The sequence below is a fragment of the Ferroacidibacillus organovorans genome (assembly GCF_001642725.1).
GTDB lineage: Bacteria > Bacillota > Bacilli > Alicyclobacillales > SLC66 > Ferroacidibacillus > Ferroacidibacillus organovorans.
Window position 1 is genome coordinate 33,597 of sequence record NZ_LSUQ01000011.1, and the last position, 17,851, is coordinate 51,447.

Annotated in this window: 17 protein-coding genes; 8 read left to right on the top strand and 9 right to left on the bottom strand. The window is 53.8% G+C overall.

The features are described 5' to 3' along the window. Positions 1-126 precede the first annotated feature (126 nt). The 5 genes from AYW79_RS05760 (at position 127) to AYW79_RS05780 (ending at position 4,068) form a co-directional block, all read left to right on the top strand. Complete coding sequence (locus tag AYW79_RS05760) at positions 127-333, top strand: thioredoxin family protein (RefSeq protein WP_067952494.1); 207 nt, start codon at positions 127-129, stop codon at positions 331-333. A gap of 123 nt (positions 334-456) precedes the next feature. Beyond that, positions 457-1,437, top strand: coding sequence for a Gfo/Idh/MocA family protein (locus AYW79_RS05765; protein ID WP_067563005.1), 981 nt, complete (start codon positions 457-459; stop codon positions 1,435-1,437). A 104-nt stretch (positions 1,438-1,541) separates the two neighbouring features. Further along, on the top strand, positions 1,542-2,213 hold the full coding sequence (locus AYW79_RS05770; RefSeq protein ID WP_067563008.1) for a response regulator transcription factor: 672 nt from the start codon (positions 1,542-1,544) through the stop codon (positions 2,211-2,213). Further along, the gene (locus tag AYW79_RS05775) at positions 2,210-3,529 is read left to right on the top strand and encodes a sensor histidine kinase (RefSeq protein WP_067563011.1); all 1,320 of its coding nucleotides are present in this window, start codon (positions 2,210-2,212) and stop codon (positions 3,527-3,529) included. Before AYW79_RS05770 ends, AYW79_RS05775 begins: the two co-directional genes overlap by 4 nt. 131 nt (positions 3,530-3,660) lie before the next feature. After that, complete coding sequence (locus AYW79_RS05780) at positions 3,661-4,068, top strand: PepSY domain-containing protein (RefSeq protein WP_067563015.1); 408 nt, start codon at positions 3,661-3,663, stop codon at positions 4,066-4,068. A gap of 85 nt (positions 4,069-4,153) precedes the next feature. Here AYW79_RS05780 and AYW79_RS05785 read toward each other — a convergent pair whose 3' ends face one another. The 5 genes from AYW79_RS05785 to AYW79_RS05805 form a co-directional block, all read right to left on the bottom strand. Then, on the bottom strand, positions 4,154-5,161 hold the full coding sequence (locus AYW79_RS05785; protein WP_067563097.1) for an LLM class flavin-dependent oxidoreductase: 1,008 nt from the start codon (positions 5,159-5,161) through the stop codon (positions 4,154-4,156). A gap of 48 nt (positions 5,162-5,209) precedes the next feature. Beyond that, complete coding sequence (locus tag AYW79_RS05790; protein ID WP_067563018.1) at positions 5,210-5,599, bottom strand: DUF302 domain-containing protein; 390 nt, start codon at positions 5,597-5,599, stop codon at positions 5,210-5,212. Between the two features lie 122 nt (positions 5,600-5,721). Beyond that, positions 5,722-6,867, bottom strand: coding sequence for an MBL fold metallo-hydrolase (locus AYW79_RS05795; protein WP_067563101.1), 1,146 nt, complete (start codon positions 6,865-6,867; stop codon positions 5,722-5,724). 89 nt (positions 6,868-6,956) lie between these two features. Continuing rightward, positions 6,957-7,379, bottom strand: coding sequence for an MFS transporter (locus AYW79_RS05800; protein WP_067563022.1), 423 nt, complete (start codon positions 7,377-7,379; stop codon positions 6,957-6,959). A 5-nt stretch (positions 7,380-7,384) separates the two neighbouring features. Then, on the bottom strand, positions 7,385-8,200 hold the full coding sequence (locus tag AYW79_RS05805) for an MFS transporter (RefSeq protein ID WP_067563025.1): 816 nt from the start codon (positions 8,198-8,200) through the stop codon (positions 7,385-7,387). A 523-nt stretch (positions 8,201-8,723) separates the two neighbouring features. Here AYW79_RS05805 and AYW79_RS05815 point away from each other — a divergent pair. The 3 genes from AYW79_RS05815 to AYW79_RS05825 all read left to right on the top strand — a co-directional run bounded on the left by AYW79_RS05815 (position 8,724) and on the right by AYW79_RS05825 (position 13,403). Further along, the gene (locus AYW79_RS05815) at positions 8,724-10,466 is read left to right on the top strand and encodes an ABC transporter ATP-binding protein (RefSeq protein WP_067563032.1); all 1,743 of its coding nucleotides are present in this window, start codon (positions 8,724-8,726) and stop codon (positions 10,464-10,466) included. Between the two features lie 68 nt (positions 10,467-10,534). Then, complete coding sequence (locus AYW79_RS05820) at positions 10,535-12,469, top strand: ABC transporter ATP-binding protein (protein ID WP_231877716.1); 1,935 nt, start codon at positions 10,535-10,537, stop codon at positions 12,467-12,469. Between the two features lie 55 nt (positions 12,470-12,524). Then, complete coding sequence (locus tag AYW79_RS05825) at positions 12,525-13,403, top strand: hypothetical protein (RefSeq protein WP_067563038.1); 879 nt, start codon at positions 12,525-12,527, stop codon at positions 13,401-13,403. A gap of 39 nt (positions 13,404-13,442) precedes the next feature. Here AYW79_RS05825 and AYW79_RS05830 read toward each other — a convergent pair whose 3' ends face one another. From AYW79_RS05830 to galT, 4 genes are all read right to left on the bottom strand, one after another. After that, entirely contained in the window at positions 13,443-14,441 is a 999-nt protein-coding gene (locus AYW79_RS05830) for an aldose 1-epimerase (protein ID WP_067563104.1), read from the bottom strand. 77 nt (positions 14,442-14,518) lie between these two features. After that, entirely contained in the window at positions 14,519-15,529 is a 1,011-nt protein-coding gene (gene galE, locus AYW79_RS05835; RefSeq protein WP_067563041.1) for a UDP-glucose 4-epimerase GalE, read from the bottom strand. A 23-nt stretch (positions 15,530-15,552) separates the two neighbouring features. Next, on the bottom strand, positions 15,553-16,818 hold the full coding sequence (locus AYW79_RS05840) for a galactokinase (RefSeq protein WP_335339601.1): 1,266 nt from the start codon (positions 16,816-16,818) through the stop codon (positions 15,553-15,555). After that, positions 16,805-17,827, bottom strand: coding sequence for a galactose-1-phosphate uridylyltransferase (galT, locus tag AYW79_RS05845; protein ID WP_067563044.1), 1,023 nt, complete (start codon positions 17,825-17,827; stop codon positions 16,805-16,807). Before galT ends, AYW79_RS05840 begins: the two co-directional genes overlap by 14 nt. Between the last annotated feature and the right edge of the window lie 24 nt (positions 17,828-17,851).

The window sequence follows — 17,851 nt, forward strand, 5'->3', positions numbered from 1 at the left end:
CGCAGCAAAGGGGGGGATACGCATATGATGAAGACGATACAAACGGCGGAATACGATAAACTTGTCGGATCCTCCACAAAACCCGTCATTCTTGACTTCTCAGCGGATTGGTGACCGGGCTGTCGAATGTTGAGACCGGTGGTCTCTAAAATTGCAGGAGAAGATGCAACCGTTGACTATTACTATGTGGATGTCGATCAGTCGCCTGAACTCGCCATGAAATTTGGCGTTCAGAGCATCCCGACCATGATCTTGATTAAAGACGGAAAAGAAGCGGGTCGCAAGATCGGCGCCGCGCGGGAAGCAGACGTCCTGAAATTCGCTCACTCTTAATTCGCGTACACTCCGTAACCATTGCAAGGGCGCTCGCCTGGAGAAATCCGACGGGCGCTCTTTTTCATCATCGTGTAAGCTAGAGGTACGTTCATATTTACACGTTTGGGAGGTATTCAATCGATGATTCGAGTGGCTATGATGAGCAAGTGGCACGTTCACGCGACCGATTATCTACGCGAGGCGAACGCCCATCCTGAAGTTGAAGTCGCCGCCGTGTGGGACGAAGACCCTGCCCGCGGGCGCGCCTTTGCGCGCGAGATCGGTGTACCTTTTTATGATTCTACGTCTTCACTCTACCGCGAGGCAGCTATTGACGGAGTCATCGTCGATACGCCGACAAACATGCACCCTCAGATCATCGCGGAAGCGATCCAGAATAAGAAGCACGTTTTTAGCGAGAAGGTGCTCGCGCTCAACGCGAGTGACGCGATTCATTTGACTGACCTTGCCCATACGTCAGGTGTTCATCTGATGCTTTCCCTGTCTCGTCTCTGCGCGCCATACACCGTGTATGCCGAGTCCCTACTGCAGGAAGAAGCGCTCGGACGCGTCACGTCGTTTCGCTGCCGCGTCGCGCATGATGGCTCTGTGCCAACCGATGAACATGCACAAGGCTGGCTGCCCGCCCACTTCTACGATCCGATCACGTGTGGAGGCGGCGCACTGATTGACCTTGGCGCACATCCCATCTATCTCTCAAACCGCCTCGCAGGTCCTGTACGCGCACTCTCGGCGCGTCTTGAAGCGACGCTTGGTCACGAGGTCGATGACAATGCGACCGTAATGATTGAGTACGCGTCAGGCGCGCTCGGTCTCCTTGAGAGCAGCTTCGTCTCGGGAGGCAGCCCCTTTCTTATGGAAATTCACGGGACGAAGGGTTCCCTGCTGATCGAGAATGAGTCAGCGCGCGTGCGCTTTGGGCGTGGGCCACTTGTTGCAGTGAACCTTCCTCCTGAGCGACGCAGCGCGATGACGCAGTGGGTGGATGCGATTCTGCGCGACACGGCTCCCGAGATCACGCCAGACGACATGATCGAACTGACACGTGTCAATGAACTGGCGCAGCAAGCGCATCGCGAAGGACGGCGTGTCACACGCTAAATCGGTGCCCGCGGTGTCATTAAGTTGTCATCTTTTAATGTAACACTCAAGGTATAGTAGACACTTTTTGTCTATGTACCGTATCGACGGGAAGGTGTTCGTAGATGAAGATCCTCATTGTCGAAGATGATCTTCGCATTGCAGCCCTCTTACAACGCGGACTGGAGCGAAAAGCACACGTTGTGGACGTTACGCACACGATGCACACCGGTTATCAGGCGGCAATTGACGGTCTTTTTGATGTGTTAATCCTTGACATCAAACTTCCTGACGGCGACGGGATGTCCCTTTGCGAAAAACTACGAAATGTAGGCGTTACGATTCCTATCCTCATGCTGACCGCAAGGGACAGCACCGAAGACAAAATTGCAGGGTTTCATCACGGCGCGGATGACTACCTCACGAAACCATTCTCTTTTGAGGAACTCCACGTGAGGTTGATCGCGTTGGCGCGACGTCCTGCTGCGTACGTTGAAAATCAGGTCTTGCGCTGTGGCCCTCTTGAATTGAACACAGGGAGTGCTGAAGTGCGCAAAGATGGCGTGTTACTTGAACTATCACGAAAAGAATTTTCACTTTTGGAACTCCTCATGCGAAACGCGGGACAAGTCATGAGCCGCCAACTCATCCTCGAAAAACTCTGGGGATCCGATTTTGAACCGGAGGCCAATGTCGTGGAGGCCATCGTCGCGCGTTTGCGCGCAAAGTTGGATGCGCCAAAGTCCGCACCGCTCATACGCACTGTGCGCGGGATCGGTTATAAAGTCGATCGATGAAAAATCAATTTACACAGTCTGAGCGTCGCATCTTGTCCCGCATTCTATTCAATGTTTCAGCCTGGCATCTCGTCGCGTTTCTTGTCTTTGAATTCGTTTTGATCATTGGAACCTATTACTATGTACAAAATCGAACGATGTCCTACGCGTACCAAGCGGTGCGTGAAGAATGGGAACAAAAGTTACACGGAATGGTCGAAACGGCAAACGCTTCGACTCCTTCCTTTCGCAACGCAAAAGTGGACATCGAGCCCGAACCTGTCGCAACGTGGATTTTTTCTAAAGAAGGGTTTCCTTTATCTGAAGACCTTACCTTGATTGGCGTCACGGGAAACATTGCGCCGCTCATGGAGGTTTATGCGCGCGCCTACACACCGCACACCTTCACACAGTGGAGCACCACAACGCTGAATAAGCAGCCCCTGCTCATTGGCACGCGCGACATAGGGAAAGCAGGCGCATTTCTCGTCAGCGCATACTCCCTCTCAGAAATTGTGCACACCCTTCACGCCCTCGTCGCAGTCGATTTTACACTCGCGCTCGCCAGTTTGTTGATCATCCTGCCGATCACGTACGGTTTGGCAACGCATTCCCTCAAACCGATTCGCCTCGCCATGCTGCGCCAACGCCATTTCGTCAATGACGCGGCGCATGAACTGAGGACTCCAATGACGCTATTACGCGGTATCCTCGAACTTGAAAAAGAGAGCAACGATCCCGAAGCGATGCGCACCGCGATTGAAGAAGGATTGCGCGAAGTCGACTATCTCTCACGAATCATCGGCGATCTCTCCACACTCGCGCGCGTTGGTTCAAATCAACCGACACTAAAATTCGAACCGTTGGAGCTTGGTAAACTTGTTGACGAAGTCGTCTACGCATTGAGCGTTTTTGCCGAAGAGAATCACGTCAGCGTTTTGGTCGACGCCGGAGGGGAGGCGTGGACGCTCTATAGCGACCGCGTCCAGTTGCGACAACTGCTTACCATTTTGATTGAAAATGCGATTAAATACAGCCGTCACGATGGTCGCGTCAAGATTCGAATCGGAAGAAAGCGAAATGATCTCTTCATCGACGTGATGGACGACGGCATCGGTATCCCTAAAGAAGACTTGCCCCGCGTGTTCGACCGATTCTACCGTTCAAAAGGCGCGGAACAGCACGCAATCGGAAGCGGCATCGGCCTCTCCATCGCAGCGTGGATCGTCAGCCTTCTAAAAGGAACCATTGCGGTTTCTAGCATTGAGGGAAAAGGTACAACGTTTCATGTCACACTTCCCTGGCGGTCGATTCGGCGCGGCTTTCACTCTACCTGAACGACGTGGAGTGTCGCTGCTCCGCGATTCGACGTGTATAGAATGTGAAAAAGTGGACCATCCTGTCATGATATGATCATAGAAACCCTCTACGATACAGCTATACCAAGATTCAAGGAGGAACATGAACCATGACAAACATGATGACACGCATGAATCGCGGCATGATCGCCTTGCTGATTGCTATTCTATCGTTTGTAGCTGGACAGCAATTCACTTCGTCACACGCAGCCTATCAATATGAAGCACGCGAAGTTTCCACCACAGGATCGAGCACGTCAACCGCACCGAGCACGCCGGTCCCCGTGATTACGACAAAAACGTCAACCTACAAACCGCCTTTGGCGGAGCGCATCAATCTCGCTGACACCGCCGCTCTTGACGCAGTACCAGGCGCAAAAGTCCACTCGATCACAGCGACTACGCTGAATGGTCAGCCTGTGTGGCAAGTCGTTCTCACAAAGGCAAAGACACAGCAGGTCGAAGTGACATTGACACGTCCTGGCAATCACATTTTGCAGATCAAACCGATTGCGTAGTACCCTATAGAGCCCGCCCATGTCGGGTGCACCACCCCAAGAGCCCCTATTCTAGAATAGGGGCTCTTTCATTCGTCTCAGCAGATTAAATTTGTTCAATCAGCGCGGCTGCCAGCAGCTCAAACGAGCGCACCCGGTGTTCGAACTCTGCCGTTGTCGTCACGGCCATCACCTCATCGACGCCATAGTCCGCCGCGAGTTGATGGAACTGCTGTTTCACTGTGGCCTGACTCCCCACGATCATGCGTTTACGGTTCTCACGAAGCAGCGCTTGTTCGTACATCGTATAAGGATACGCCAGTGCATCTTTGACCGCTGGCGTCGCGTCCGCCCGCTTGCCACTCGCGAGCAACACGAGCGCAAGATCAAGGCTCGCCGCAATCCGCTCTGCCTCTGCGTCTGTATCCGCGCATACCGTGAAAATCGCCACTCCTGCTCTTGGCGTGAGGAGCGCGGCGGAAGGTTTGAATTCAGCCCGATACGCCTGAACTGCCTCCACGCCCCCCTCACCGTTTATGAAGTGGGCAAACATAAACGCCGTTCCTTTCGCAGCGGCCGTGCGCGCGCTCACGTCGCTTGAACCGAGTAGCCACATCTCAGGCGCCGTTTTGATTCGCGGTGTCGCGCGAAGTCCCGCAAAGCGATGTCCCTCTGGCAGAGCGTCGGTCAGATACGCGCGCAGGTCATCCACTTGCTGGCTATACGAGGGTTCTCGTGTCCGCCCCTCTTGGAGCGCCCGTGTAGAGATTGGCATGCCACCTGGCGCACGCCCGAGTCCGATGTCGATGCGTTCTGGATAGAGCGCCTCAAGCATGCGGAAATTTTCCGCTACCTTATACGCACTGTAGTGAGGAAGCATGACACCACCAGAGCCGAGCCGGATCGTCGATGTTCTTGCACCGAGATGAGCGAGAAGAACCTCCGGCGTTGAGCCTGCCAAGGATGACGCGTCGTGGTGCTCCGACACCCAGAATCGAGTGTATCCGAGCCGCTCTGCCAACTCAGCGATCTTCGCAGTTTGCGCGAGCGCAGTGTGCGCGTCACTTCCTTGCGCGATCGGCGATTGATCCAGGATGCTAAGCCGCACTTCAATCACTCCTAAAAATCTTAGCCAATGCGCCACCTAGGCGCATCATGACACCTATTTGGCCTGTTCAATCGCTTGAATCAGCGTGCTTTCCACACCCTGCGCGATTTCGTTCAAGGACGCCACTCCGACAACATCCATCAATGCAGTCGGTTTAGGCAATCCGATCTGCGTTTTTCCATCCACTTCATAAACAACAATTTTACACGGAAGAAAATAACCTACAAGCGGCGTTTCAGAAAGCACTTTCTTCGCTTCGTGCGGGTTGCATACCTCAAGCACTCGATACGGCATGTCAAGCGGAACGCCTTTTTCTTCAAGCTTCGCGCGAAGGTCGAGCTTCCAGAGCACGCCAAATTTATGTTCCTTTAAAGCGGCTTCCAATGCTTCAACCGCTTCGTCCACCGACTTATTCGTGGTTACAGAATAGTGAAATGACGTCATCATTCTTCCCCCTATCGTAGATACCGCCTGCTAACCTCTACATTTTACCAAAAACCCGTACGCGTGATACGTCTTTTGATAGACGCGTCACGAGCACGGGTTTTTTTACCCCTGTACGTGTATTATCCGTGAACAGCGCAGCGGTTTGGACCAATCTCCATCTCACGCTGCTCATCTTCACCTGGCTGCAATTTGCCCATGTTTGTCAGCCGAATTTCTTGATAGGCATTCGGTTGCGGTGGAAGATTTTCCGTCACCAGTTTATGGAAAATTTTCTCATCCGACACGAGAAGTCCCGAGTTTGTCGCGTACAATTGTCCAAGATTGGCGCAGACGCATCCATTCTCATTCATTTCATCACCGTGTGCATAATGCGCCGGAAGCAACGTCAAGTTTGCAGATAGCCCTTGGTACGTTTCATAGAGGGATTTCCGCAAATCGGCTGCCCAATCACCCGCCGCACCCGCGAGATCCGGTCTGCCAATCGATTGGACAAACAGGATATCCCCGGAGAGTAGATAAGCGTCGTCAACGATCAGCGATGTACTGCCGATCGTGTGTCCTGGCGAATAAAGTGCAGAAATTTTAACTTCTGTCAAACCGACGGTGATGACCTCGCCATCTTCCAGCGGATGATAAGAAAATTGTGCATCCGTCGCATCTTTTGGAGGAAGCCAATACGTCGCGCCGAGTTTCTCAGCGAGCACTCTGCCGCCAGAAATGTGATCCGCGTGCAAGTGAGTGTCGAGCGTATGCTTGATCGTGACGCCGAGTTCTTTTGCAAACGACTCATACACATCGGTCATGCGTGCTGTGTCCACAATCGCCGCTTCCCCATCCGATACGATCATGTAAGAGAGGCAGCCTTTGCCAACGCGCACGAATTGGTACAAAGCGCCATTTTCCGCGAGATTCCCAACTTTTACGGGGCGCAGATACTCGCTCCACGTTTTCATACCGCCCGCGAGGTATGTGACATTGTCACGCCCTGCCTCAATAAGTTGTTCTGCCACAAATTGAGAAGAACCCTCTTTGGCACAAACGACGAGAACAGGTTGGTCGCTTGGCAGTTGCTCAAGCGCAGCCTCGACACCGTCGAGCAGATCAAAATATGGAATGTTGACGCTCGTCACGGCTGGACCTTCAATCTTCCAATCCGCGAATGCATCTTCGTTGCGAACGTCCAGAATCCATAGCGGCTCTTTGCGAAGCACTTTTTCAAATACTTCAGCCGAGGTCTGTGTTGACGCGTTCGTCTCTACTGTCATTTCCGACACACTGTTCCCCCCTATCATATACGGTATGGGGTATATATTAATCGGAAGGAGTCGTCGAGTCAATACCCTTAGGCGTATCTCTAAATCGATGCGCGATGCGGATTCATCGCCGTATCCTTCATCATAACCAGTGCAAAACCGGTGACTAATGAGGTAAATGCCATGAAAGAACCTGCCCAAAATCCGATCGTTCGCGCCGGAACTACGACGAGCAAAAATCCGGTCGCCAGCATGGAAAGAGAAATCACGACACTCGAGATTGTCCCGAGCAGCGAAAAAATTCTCCCGTGAAACACAGTCGGCGCCTCTCTCATCAAAAGCGTGGTCGTCACGGCGTTGCCAATCCCTGCGCTCATCGTCGCAAAAGACAAAAAGAGGGCTGCTCCCCACAGCACAGGCGACAGACTAACCGCGACATGGCAAATTCCCTCGAAGAGATACGCTGCGGCCGTGATGATCCGAAGCCTCTTTACAAGGCGCGATGCGATGAACCCACTTGCCAAAAACCCTATACCGAGCGCGCCATAGAGAACTCCGACACCCCAGTTTCCACTGCGAAAACCTGATATCCGTAGACACTGAGAAGCGTATTGACGGCACCCCCGCCAATTGCCCAGAGAATCGCTTGCACGCTGACGAGTTGAATGAGCCTCGACTGACGAAAGACAAACCAAAACGAGTGCGAGGATGCTTGAGAATGGGTTCGCTGCCGTTTTTTCTCTAGCCCCTCAAAACTACCGCGACCACGGTTGGGTGAGCTTGGCAGGTTGATAGACCCGCAGATGAATCCTGATGCTAAAAACGAAACAGCGTTGATGGCAAACGCCGTGTCAAAACCGAAGCGCGCGCTGATGAGTCCGCCGAGTCCCGCACCGAACGCCATGACAAGGCCGCCGAGCGATTGTTCGAGCGCATTGGCGACTGCGAGATGCTGCGGGTGTACCAGTTGTGGAATCACGGCGGTTCGCGCTGGAGAAAAAAGCGCCGAGAAGACGACGAGACCCGCGGTCGCCACATAGGCGATCCAGACTTGTGACACAGAGTTTACAAGTAGCAAGGACAGCGCAATAAAAAAACGGGAAAAGTCTGCGAATACAAGGATCGTTTTACGATGCAACCGGTCAGCCAAAATTCCGCCAAGTGGTCCCATGACAAGGTATGGAAACGTGCGCACTGCCAAAGCAACGCCAACGGACAGACTCGATCCTGTAAGATGAAGGAGGAGGCTGAGAAGTGCCACACTGTTGAACCAGTCACCGATTCCGCTCAACAGACTCGCAAAAAGCAACCGCCGATATGCAGGCTCGGCGCGAAGGAGGTTCATCATCTTCCTTATGATCCATCACACCCTCAAGTCGATTCGAGCCGACACACATCATTTCTATATTGCGTGAAATATTAGTATAATAGTGGTTGTCGAGGAGGGAAGAAGTGTGAGCAAGCCTGTGTACTGCAACCGATGCACCAACACCATTGAGTACCGAGAGGATTTAATCATTTGCTTCAACTTCATTAAGTTGTCCGTGTATCACAATGAATGCTATTCTGAAGAGCTAAAAGGCGTATCAGGATTGTTTTTAAACAATCCCATAAACTCGCTTTCATGGACGCTTGCCGCTTTTATCTTGTTGCCTCTCACCCTATTCTTCAGCTTCATATCTCATCAATGGATTTTAATGGCACTCCCTCTCATCGTACTCTTTATCAGGTATCTTTCATGGTACCTATTTGAAAAAAACCTTTCATAGTTTGTCATATCCATACGCACACGCACGCCTCGAAAGATCGCGCAGATTGCAGTAGAATGGTTGAAGGATCCATTCCTTTAACCCGGCAGGAGACGCGCAATGAAAAAACTTTTTCGTTTTTTGCGGCCATACAGGGTGTCGATTCTCGGCATTCTGGTGCTGATTTTTCTGCAATCCCTATCCAGCTTATATCTGCCAAACCTAATGTCAAAGATCGTTGATATCGGCGTCATGACGGGCAACGTGGGCTACATCCTGAAAATTGGGTTGCTCATGCTCTTGGTCGCGCTCGCGGGTGTCTTTTGTTCTGTCTTTGCAGGACTGCTTTCGGCGATTGCCTCCGCCGGTTTTGGAAGGAACTTGCGGCAGGCAATGTTTGCCCACATCGAGGAGTTCATGCTTCACGAGTTTGACGAGATCGGTACCTCCTCCCTGACCGTGCGCGCTACAAACGACATCATGCAAGTCCAGCAATTTATCAATATGCTGCTGCGCATGATGGTGATGGCGCCACTCATGGCGATCGGCGGCATCTTGATGGCCGTCTATACGAATGCGCAACTCTCCTTGATCCTCGTTTTCATCATGCCTGCGCTGGCCCTTGCGATCTATCTCATTCTGCGAAGAGGGTTCTTCCTTTTTGGCGAAATTCAAGACAAGGTGGATCAGCTCAACCGCGTGGTGCGCGAAAACCTAATCGGCGTTCGCGTCGTGCGCGCCTTTGACCGAACGGCAGACGAGTTAAAACGCTTCCAGCTTGCGAACCTCGACCTAACCGATGTTTCCGCGCGGGCCTTTCAAGTCATGTCTACACTGATGCCTCTCTTGATGCTAATCATCAATCTCTCCACGATCGCCATCCTCTGGTTTGGCGGCATCCGCGTCAACAACGGCAGCCTGCAGATCGGAAGCCTGATGGCGTTCATCCAATACGTTACACAGATCATGTTCTCCGTCATGATGGTTTCGGCCATGCTGTTCATGGTTCCACGCGCGCAGGCTTCCGCCAAGCGCATTCAAGAGGTTTTCGACATTCAGCCGCGAATCGGCGACCCGGTGTCCCCGAACCCCACACCTCTGCCGCCTGCGTCGACGCCAAAAGGGCTTGTGTCGTTTGAGGGCGTCCGCTTTCGCTATCCTGGCGCGGAGAAAGACGTGCTCGAAGACCTGAGCTTCCAGGCATTCCCGGGGGAGATCACTGCCATTATCGGCGGAACTGGTGCGGGAAAGTCCACGCTTCTCAGTTTGATTCCACGCTTCTTTGATGTGACAGACGGTTGCATCCGAGTCGATGGCATCGATCTGAGAGAGATGAGCCAGCAGGCCTTGCGTAAAAAGATCGGCATGGTGCCGCAAAAGGCGGTTTTGTTCTCTGGAACGATCGCCGAGAACCTGCGCTTTGGACGTGAGGATGCGACAGATGAGGAGATCCGCCACGCGGCAAACGTCGCGCAGGCCAGCGCGTTTATTGACAGCCTCGAGAGCGGTTACGAAACCATTCTCGCCCAAGGCGGCGCAAACCTGTCGGGCGGTCAAAAGCAGCGGCTCACCATCGCCCGTGCGCTTGTGCGAAGCCCGGAGATCTACCTTTTTGACGACAGTTTCTCGGCGCTTGACTTCAAGACAGACCTCATGCTGCAAAGGGCGCTGCGCACGGAAGCCAGGCATGCGACGGTCATTCTAGTCGCCCAACGCGTGATGTCTGTCAAAGACGCCGACCGCATCCTCGTGCTTGATGAGGGGCGCAAGGTAGGCGAAGGAACGCATCGCGAGCTCATGGAGACGTGCACCGTGTATCAGGAGATTGTCCATTCGCAACTGGCTGAGGGGGAAATTGCGTGAATCAGCGTGTCGGCAATCACCAGGAGGCGCGACCTGGACCGGGCAACGGCTTCGGCGGTCCAGCAGGCATGCTTATGCCTGTGCAAAAGCCCAAAGACATGAAAGGGACGCTATCGCGCCTGATCCGCTATTTTCGTCCGTATACCCTGCGTCTTCTGCTCGTCGTGTCAGCCACCCTCTTTGGCACCGCATTCAGCATCTTCAGCCCAAAAATCATGGGCAACGTGACGACCGACCTCTTTGCGGGTGTTGTCCAAAAGTTCAGAGGCGTGCCGGGCGGAGGCGTCGATTTTCAACAGATCGCAAAGTTGCTTTTGCTTTTGGGTGGACTGTACATCTTCAGTTCGCTGCTCAGTTATGTCCAGCAGTATGTCATGGCGGGCGTCGCACAAAAGGCGGTCTCCGACCTGCGCGGCCAAGTCAACGAGAAATTGTCCCGACTGCCGATCAGCTACTTTGACGCACATCCGCACGGCGAAATCCTCAGCCGATTCATCAACGACTTTGACAACATCAGCAGCACGCTCCAACAAAGCCTCACCCAGGTCATCTCTGCCGTGGTCACGTTTATCGGAGTTTTTGTCATGATGCTGACCATCAGCCCACTCATGACGCTGGCGGTGGTTTTGACTCTGCCGCTCAGTTTCGTCGTCACCAAGGCCATCGCAAAGCGTTCGCAAAACCAGTTCAAGCTCCGTCAGCGCTCACTCGGCGCATTAAATGGACACATTGAGGAAATGTTCGCGGGCCACCAGGTGGTCAAAGCGTTTGGCTATGAGACAATCGCCAAAGAGAAGCTTGCCACGATCAATGAAGCGTATTACGAGGCGGCATGGAAGGCGCAGTTTGTGACAGGGATCATCATGCCGATCATGAATTTTATCGGCAACCTCAGCTATGTCTTGGTCTGTGTCATCGGCGGGATACTCGTCACTTACAAGCGCCTGCAAATCGGCGACATTCTCGCGTTCATTCAGTACTCCCGGCAATTCTCCCAACCGATCAACCAATTGTCGAGCATCTCAAACGTCATTCAATCCACACTGGCGTCTTCCGAGCGCGTGTTTGAGATGCTCGACGAACAGGATGAGGAGGATCCGCGCGAACAAACTGCAAAAAACGCGGCACGGGCCCGTGATGATCACGGTCAAGGGCACGATGAACCTGGGCGATCCGAGGAAGCGGTGCGGTTCGAAGGTACGGATCAGGTTTTCGTCGCGGAGCGTTCGACGGAATCTGTCACAACAAAGCGCGGCAGGGTCGTGTTTGAGAACGTCTCGTTTCGCTATAAAGCGGGCGCACCGCTCATTGAAAATCTGAACCTGTGTGCCGAGCCGGGACAGATGATCGCGATTGTCGGTCCGACAGGCGCCGGAAAAACCACGCTGATCAATCTGCTGCTACGGTTTTACGAGCGGGATGCCGGGACCATTTTGCTCGATGGCGTGGATATAAAGACGATCCCCCGCGCGGCGCTGCGGCAAAAATTCGGCATGGTGTTACAGGATACCTGGCTGTTTCACGGCACGATCTTTGAAAATATCGCATACGGACGCAAAGGCGCGACCGAGGCGGAAGTGATTGCAGCGGCAAAAATGTCTTATGCCGACTCGTTTATTCGAAAACTTCCGGATGGCTACGCCACACGCTTAAACGAGGAAACTTCCAATCTATCGCAGGGGCAAAAACAGTTGTTGACGATTGCCCGCGCATTCTTGGCCAATCCGACGATCCTCATTCTTGATGAGGCCACAAGCAGTGTCGACACACGCACAGAGATCCACATCCAGCACGCGATGAAACGCCTGATGGACGGGCGCACTAGCTTTGTCATCGCTCACCGATTGTCCACCGTGCGCGACGCAGACTGCATTCTCGTGATGAATCACGGCCATGTCGTCGAGCAGGGATCTCACGACGCACTGATCGAGCGGGACGAATTCTACGCAGAGATCTATAAAAGCCAGTTTGCCAGCGCGTTGCCGGAATTCGCGGCACGTTAACATTTGAACCGCACACCGTCTGTGAACCGACTCCACATGAGAGAGGGCTTCTATCATGAGACTTCGTTCTAAACTTGGATTGGCGGCCATCGTGGCGGTCGCCGCCCTTTTTTTTGCCGAGATAAACCAGCAAAAGAAGCCGCCGACTCAAGTTACACCCGAACTTTTCATGCCTCAAAACAACGTGGTCATCAATACAGAGATGAACCGCGCTTCTTACCTTCAACTCCCTGTGTACATTGTGCCGAAGCAAAAAAACGGTGCGGGGAATATCTCCAGAATCTCTCTTGACAAGATGCCCGGCGTTCAGCTTAAGAACGCCTACTTTGGCTCTGGTACAAACGTTCAGGGGCAACTCACAAGTCTTCCACTCATTTTGGAAATGTCCACGACTCATCTCGTCCATTCGATCACGGCAAATCCTGCATTCACAATTCATTTTTCAAACGGGCAGACCATTTCGCTCCAAGCAGGCCATTGGCAAATCAATATCTGGCCAGATCACACACCCGCATTTCGCGTTAACCGTCTAGCGATCGGAAATGAATTTTTAAATCCCGTGAAACAAACCACGTATTCACTCACCGTGACGAATCAAACAAATTCCAAAGTTACGCTGACTGGGCTCACCACGGCGAGTCCACTCGCCACCTTCCGCGACGTCACGGTGCATGCGTCAGACTCACACGCCAAACCGGCTCGTTTGACACCAACCGCAGACGTGAACGTATACCCGAAGCAAACTGTGACACTGCGCGCCACACTGGACTTTGGAAACTCCTTTCGCGGATACGGTCTGTTTACACCGCTCCTTGAATACGTCGATTCAAACGGCAAGGCAGTACAGCCACTCATGCCCGCCATCTTTCAACTTACACCCAATCTCTCGCGCATTCAAAAAACCATTCCAGGCGTACGCTATTCTATAAATTAGGATCCATTTCAAAAAAGAAATGGGATCGCCGAGCGCCACTCAAGTCTCTTCCACATACAGTCTGCTGACAGCCGTCCAAACGGCATTTGGCTCGAGAATCACAATCCTTGTTTCATCACTTGAAAGATTCACATTCGGCGCATTGACCATGTTCGTTTGCGGCTCAGGACAAATGTATTCACCGCGTCCGAAATTGTTAAAGACCATCCAGTATCGATACTGCGTGTCAACTTCATACACCAACCGCACGCCAAGCCGCGTGTCTGTCAGCGTAGCGTAATTTCTCCCATCCTGAGGCAGCGCTTTGTAGTGATGATCAAGCGCCGCATAAAATGGCTGCACACCGCTTGTTTGAAGGCGCTCTTCCTCAGGTGTAAGCGGCTGAAGTCGCCCTGTCGGAAGCATGCGCGGCGATAGCTCAAAATGATCTCCGATCGTCGCCTTGATTCTGTAATCATCGACTTGACTGTCCTTGGCAAACGGAACACGCAGTGCCGTGTGAAACCCGAGCATGAGCGGCATCGCCGTAGTTCCGCAGTTTTCCACCCGCACATCTTGCTGTAAACCCTCTTTTGTCAGCGTATAGCGAAGAGCGATCGTAAATTCGTGAGGGAAGTAGCGATGCGCGGCATGTTGTTCATCCACGCGCTGTGTCAACTCGACGTAGGCCGCATCTTCCGTTTCACCCGTTTCCGATACATCCCACGGTATGTCAGTCAAGAATCCGTGGATGTGATTGTGCGTTTTTGTCTCCGTGACGGGAAAATGGTACGCGTGACCGTTTACGGTGAACACGCCATCTTCGTATCGATTGGGTGGGAACAATACGGGGAATCCATAGAGAAGCGGTTTCTCAGCGATTGCGGCGAGACTTTCAGGCTTGCGCAAAAAACTCAACTGGCGTATATCATCTTCAAAAGAAACGAGGTTGCCGCCCTGCGCTGGCAACACCATCGCAGAATACGGCCCCGCCTTCAGAGTAATCGCATTCGCCCCGTCAAAAAGATGTCGCTTCACATTTGCCTGCACGTCGACCATCTCCATCCCGCCATGTCGTTGTAGCCCCATCAGGTATTGATGCACTATGCCATCCGAACCGCGAACCCTCGCCCGCCTCACGAACGAACTGGGGAATCCTCATCCTCATACCCGTTCGGATGCGCCTGATGCCACGTCCAGGCACTCGCTACCATGGAAGAAAGGTCCGTATACTTCGGCTGCCACCCGAGCATCTCCCGCGCGTGCTTAGAAGACGCGACAAGCGCTGCCGGATCGCCCGCGCGGCGCGCCACCTTCACAGCCGGGATCGGATGCCCCGTCACCTTGCGCGCCACCTCAATGACTTGATTTACGGAAAAGCCCTGCGCATTGCCGAGATTGAAGGACTCCGCCCCGCCTTCGCGACTGCGCAACCGCAAAACAGCGAGTCGGTGGGCGCTCGCCAAATCCGACACGTGAATGTAGTCGCGGATGCACGTTCCGTCCGGCGTAGGATAGTCATCGCCAAACACGGACACCGCCTCTCGCTGACCGAGCGCGACCTGCAGCACGAGCGGGATGAGATGCGACTCTGGACGATGGTCCTCGCCGATCGGAAGCGTCGCGTGGGCACCCGCCGCATTGAAGTAGCGCAGGCGGACAGACTTTAGCCCGTACGCCTGATAACACCAGTCCAGCATCTTTTCAATCGCCAGTTTCGTCTCGCCGTATGGATTCGTGGGCTCCTTCTTGGCAGACTCCTCAATCGGCATCCGCTCAGGCTCTCCGTACACGGCGGCGGTCGATGAGAACACGATCCGCGAAACGCCCGCCTCCACCATGGCAGAGAGCAGCTTGGCGGTCGCGGCAACGTTGTTTTCGTAGTATTTCAGCGGACTTTTTACACTCTCTCCGACGAGCGAATAGGCGGCAAAATGAACGACGGCATCCACATTGTGCTTTTTTAGCACCGCGATCATCTGCTCCGAATCGCGCAAGTCCATCGCATAAAATGGCGTGTCAAGCACCGCGCCCCTGTGCCCTGTGGTGAGGTTGTCAACCACCACCACCTCTTCCCCGTGTTCCTTGAGTTCCGCCACCGTGTGACTGCCGATGTACCCGGCCCCGCCCGTCACTAAAATCGCCATCCTCTAACCCCCCGCCTCGACTTTTACTTGCCGCCGCACGAACCGTCACGCTCCATCTCGCGCGTGACCTCTTTGACTCCATCGCCGAGATCCGTGATGTAAAACGACGGCTCGTAACCGATGATCCTTGTGTACTCTGCTCGCACTTCCGCGACAAACGCCTGCACGTAGTCATCCTGCACGAGATTCACGGTGCATCCACCAAACCCCGCGCCTGTCATGCGCGCACCCATACAGCCCGGCGCGCGCCACGCGACCTCAGCCAAAGTGTCAAGCTCAAACCCCGTCACCTCATAATCATCCCGCAAAGAAACGTGCGACGCATTCATCATCTGGCCAAACCATGCGATCTCGTTGCGGCGCAATACGTCCACCGCCTGCTTTGCCCGCTGGTTCTCCGTCACCACGTGGCGGGCGCGCTTGCGCAAAACCTCGCTTTCAAGTGTCGCCTCGAGCGTGGCATATTCCGCCTCGTCAAGATCAGCCAGATAGCGAATCCCTGGGCGCACGCGCTGCAGTTGACGAAGCGCCTGCTCGCACTCGCCTCTGCGCTCGTTGTACTTCGAATCGGTCAAGCCGCGGCGCTTGTTTGTGTTGATGATCACTAAACGCACGCCCGCAATCTGCATCGGAACTCGCTGGTAATCAAGCGTGTCACAATTCAGCGAGATGGCGTGGTCCGCCTTGCCAAGCGCCACCGCAAACTGGTCCATGATGCCACAGTTGACCCCGACAAACTGGTTCTCAGCCGCCTGCGACATAAGCGCGAGGCGTTCCGGCGCAAGATCGGCCCCGAGCATTTCATTCAACATGAAAGCTGTGACAACCTCGATCGAGGCGGAACTCGAAAGACCCGCGCCACTCGGCAGGTTGCCAACGTAGAGCAGGTCAAGACCCGGAATGTCAAAACCTAGCTTCTGGAACTCACGGAGCACCCCTTTGGGGTAATTCGCATAGTCATCCTGCGCGCTGTAGTGAATCTCATCACTTGCGACCTCCACGACTTGCGAAAAGGAGGTCGACGCGATGCGCACCAGCTTGTCACGGCGTACCCGAACGAAGACCCATGTGCCTAGATCAAGGGCTGCGGGCAAAACGTGACCGCCGTTGTAGTCCGTATGCTCACCAATCAGATTCACGCGCCCCGGCGCAAAGAACACGCGAACAGGCGCATCGCCTGTAATGTCTGGCTCAGGCGAAAAATCGAGAAACGTTTGCATAGCCTGCGCCAACTCATTTTGCAGCACTTCACTTGCTGTCTGACCCGCGAGACCGTTAGCATCCGTCATGGTCGAATTCCTCCCCTCGTTTGAGAATGGCTGCGCGAAGCTGTGGCGCAGTGTCTTCCACTGCGAGCGGGTTGCATGGCGCCCACGCTCCAGACTCGGATGAGGCGAGATACTTTACCCTGTCTTTTGAACGCAGCGGCGGGTAAAACTCGATGTGAAAATGATAGAATTCACGAGCATCCGGGAAATGCCCCGTCGGCGCGGTCGCGTTTGCCACATCCTGGTTCACAGGGCTTTGATGCAGCACCATCATGTAGGGGAATTCGCGGTCGAACAGCGCATCCATGCCCGCCGTCACACGTTTTAACATCTTGGCGAGATCGTCCCGCTCTTCACTTGTGAATTGAAGGAGATTCGACGTGTGCGACTTGCTGGAGATGAACGCGCCATACGGATAATCCGTAAAAAAGGGGATATAGCTCACAAACGAATCCGTTTCCAAAAGCATTCTCTGCTGAAATGACGTCTCTTCTCGGTTGATATCGCAGATCAGGCAGGATCCTGTCGCAGTGTGATGGTCGCGGCAAGCTTCCAGCTCAACGCGAATCTTTTGCGGCACGTAAGGGTACGCATAGATTTGTCCGTGTGGGTGCGGCATGGTGACGCCAACCTCCGGCCCGCGATTCTCGAAAATCAGGATGTATTGATGAGCAGGATCTTGTGCTAATGCCGCAAACCGCTCCGCCCACAAATCGACCAGTTTGCGCAGATGGGAAACGGAAAGCTGTGCGAGCGACGCGTGATGATCTGGAGAATAGAGGATGACTTCACATTTCCCGTACGCCTCTGCCGTTTGATAAAGCCCTGTGGCTACATCGTCCGGTTGTGGCGGGTGCTGCGACAATGCGGGGAAGTCATTGTCATACTGGTAAACGTCATAGTCTTCTGGAACCTTGCCCGAGCCGGGACAAAACGGGCAATCGTCCTTTGGCATCTGCGGACGTCCCTGCCGATTGGATGCCACCATGGTCCAGTCTTTTAGCAATGGATTGTAGCGCAGTTCGGCCACGGTAGCCCCTCCTTTCTAAATAAC

Excerpts from the sequence above, each read along its gene's own strand:
- AYW79_RS05775 (WP_067563011.1), top strand. The coding sequence starts at position 2,210 with ATGAAAAATCAATTTACACAGTCTGAGCGTCGCATCTTGTCCCGCATT.
- galE (WP_067563041.1), bottom strand. The coding sequence starts at position 15,529 with ATGGCGATTTTAGTGACGGGCGGGGCCGGGTACATCGGCAGTCACACG.
- AYW79_RS05830 (WP_067563104.1), bottom strand. The coding sequence starts at position 14,441 with ATGGTCGACGTGCAGGCAAATGTGAAGCGACATCTTTTTGACGGGGCG.
- AYW79_RS05805 (WP_067563025.1), bottom strand. The coding sequence starts at position 8,200 with ATGAACCTCCTTCGCGCCGAGCCTGCATATCGGCGGTTGCTTTTTGCG.
- AYW79_RS05815 (WP_067563032.1), top strand. The coding sequence starts at position 8,724 with ATGAAAAAACTTTTTCGTTTTTTGCGGCCATACAGGGTGTCGATTCTC.
- AYW79_RS05790 (WP_067563018.1), bottom strand. The coding sequence starts at position 5,599 with ATGACGTCATTTCACTATTCTGTAACCACGAATAAGTCGGTGGACGAA.
- AYW79_RS05795 (WP_067563101.1), bottom strand. The coding sequence starts at position 6,867 with ATGACAGTAGAGACGAACGCGTCAACACAGACCTCGGCTGAAGTATTT.
- AYW79_RS05820 (WP_231877716.1), top strand. The coding sequence starts at position 10,535 with ATGCTTATGCCTGTGCAAAAGCCCAAAGACATGAAAGGGACGCTATCG.
- AYW79_RS05770 (WP_067563008.1), top strand. The coding sequence starts at position 1,542 with ATGAAGATCCTCATTGTCGAAGATGATCTTCGCATTGCAGCCCTCTTA.
- AYW79_RS05825 (WP_067563038.1), top strand. The coding sequence starts at position 12,525 with ATGAGACTTCGTTCTAAACTTGGATTGGCGGCCATCGTGGCGGTCGCC.
- AYW79_RS05840 (WP_335339601.1), bottom strand. The coding sequence starts at position 16,818 with ATGACGGATGCTAACGGTCTCGCGGGTCAGACAGCAAGTGAAGTGCTG.
- AYW79_RS05780 (WP_067563015.1), top strand. The coding sequence starts at position 3,661 with ATGACAAACATGATGACACGCATGAATCGCGGCATGATCGCCTTGCTG.
- AYW79_RS05765 (WP_067563005.1), top strand. The coding sequence starts at position 457 with ATGATTCGAGTGGCTATGATGAGCAAGTGGCACGTTCACGCGACCGAT.
- AYW79_RS05760 (WP_067952494.1), top strand. The coding sequence starts at position 127 with ATGTTGAGACCGGTGGTCTCTAAAATTGCAGGAGAAGATGCAACCGTT.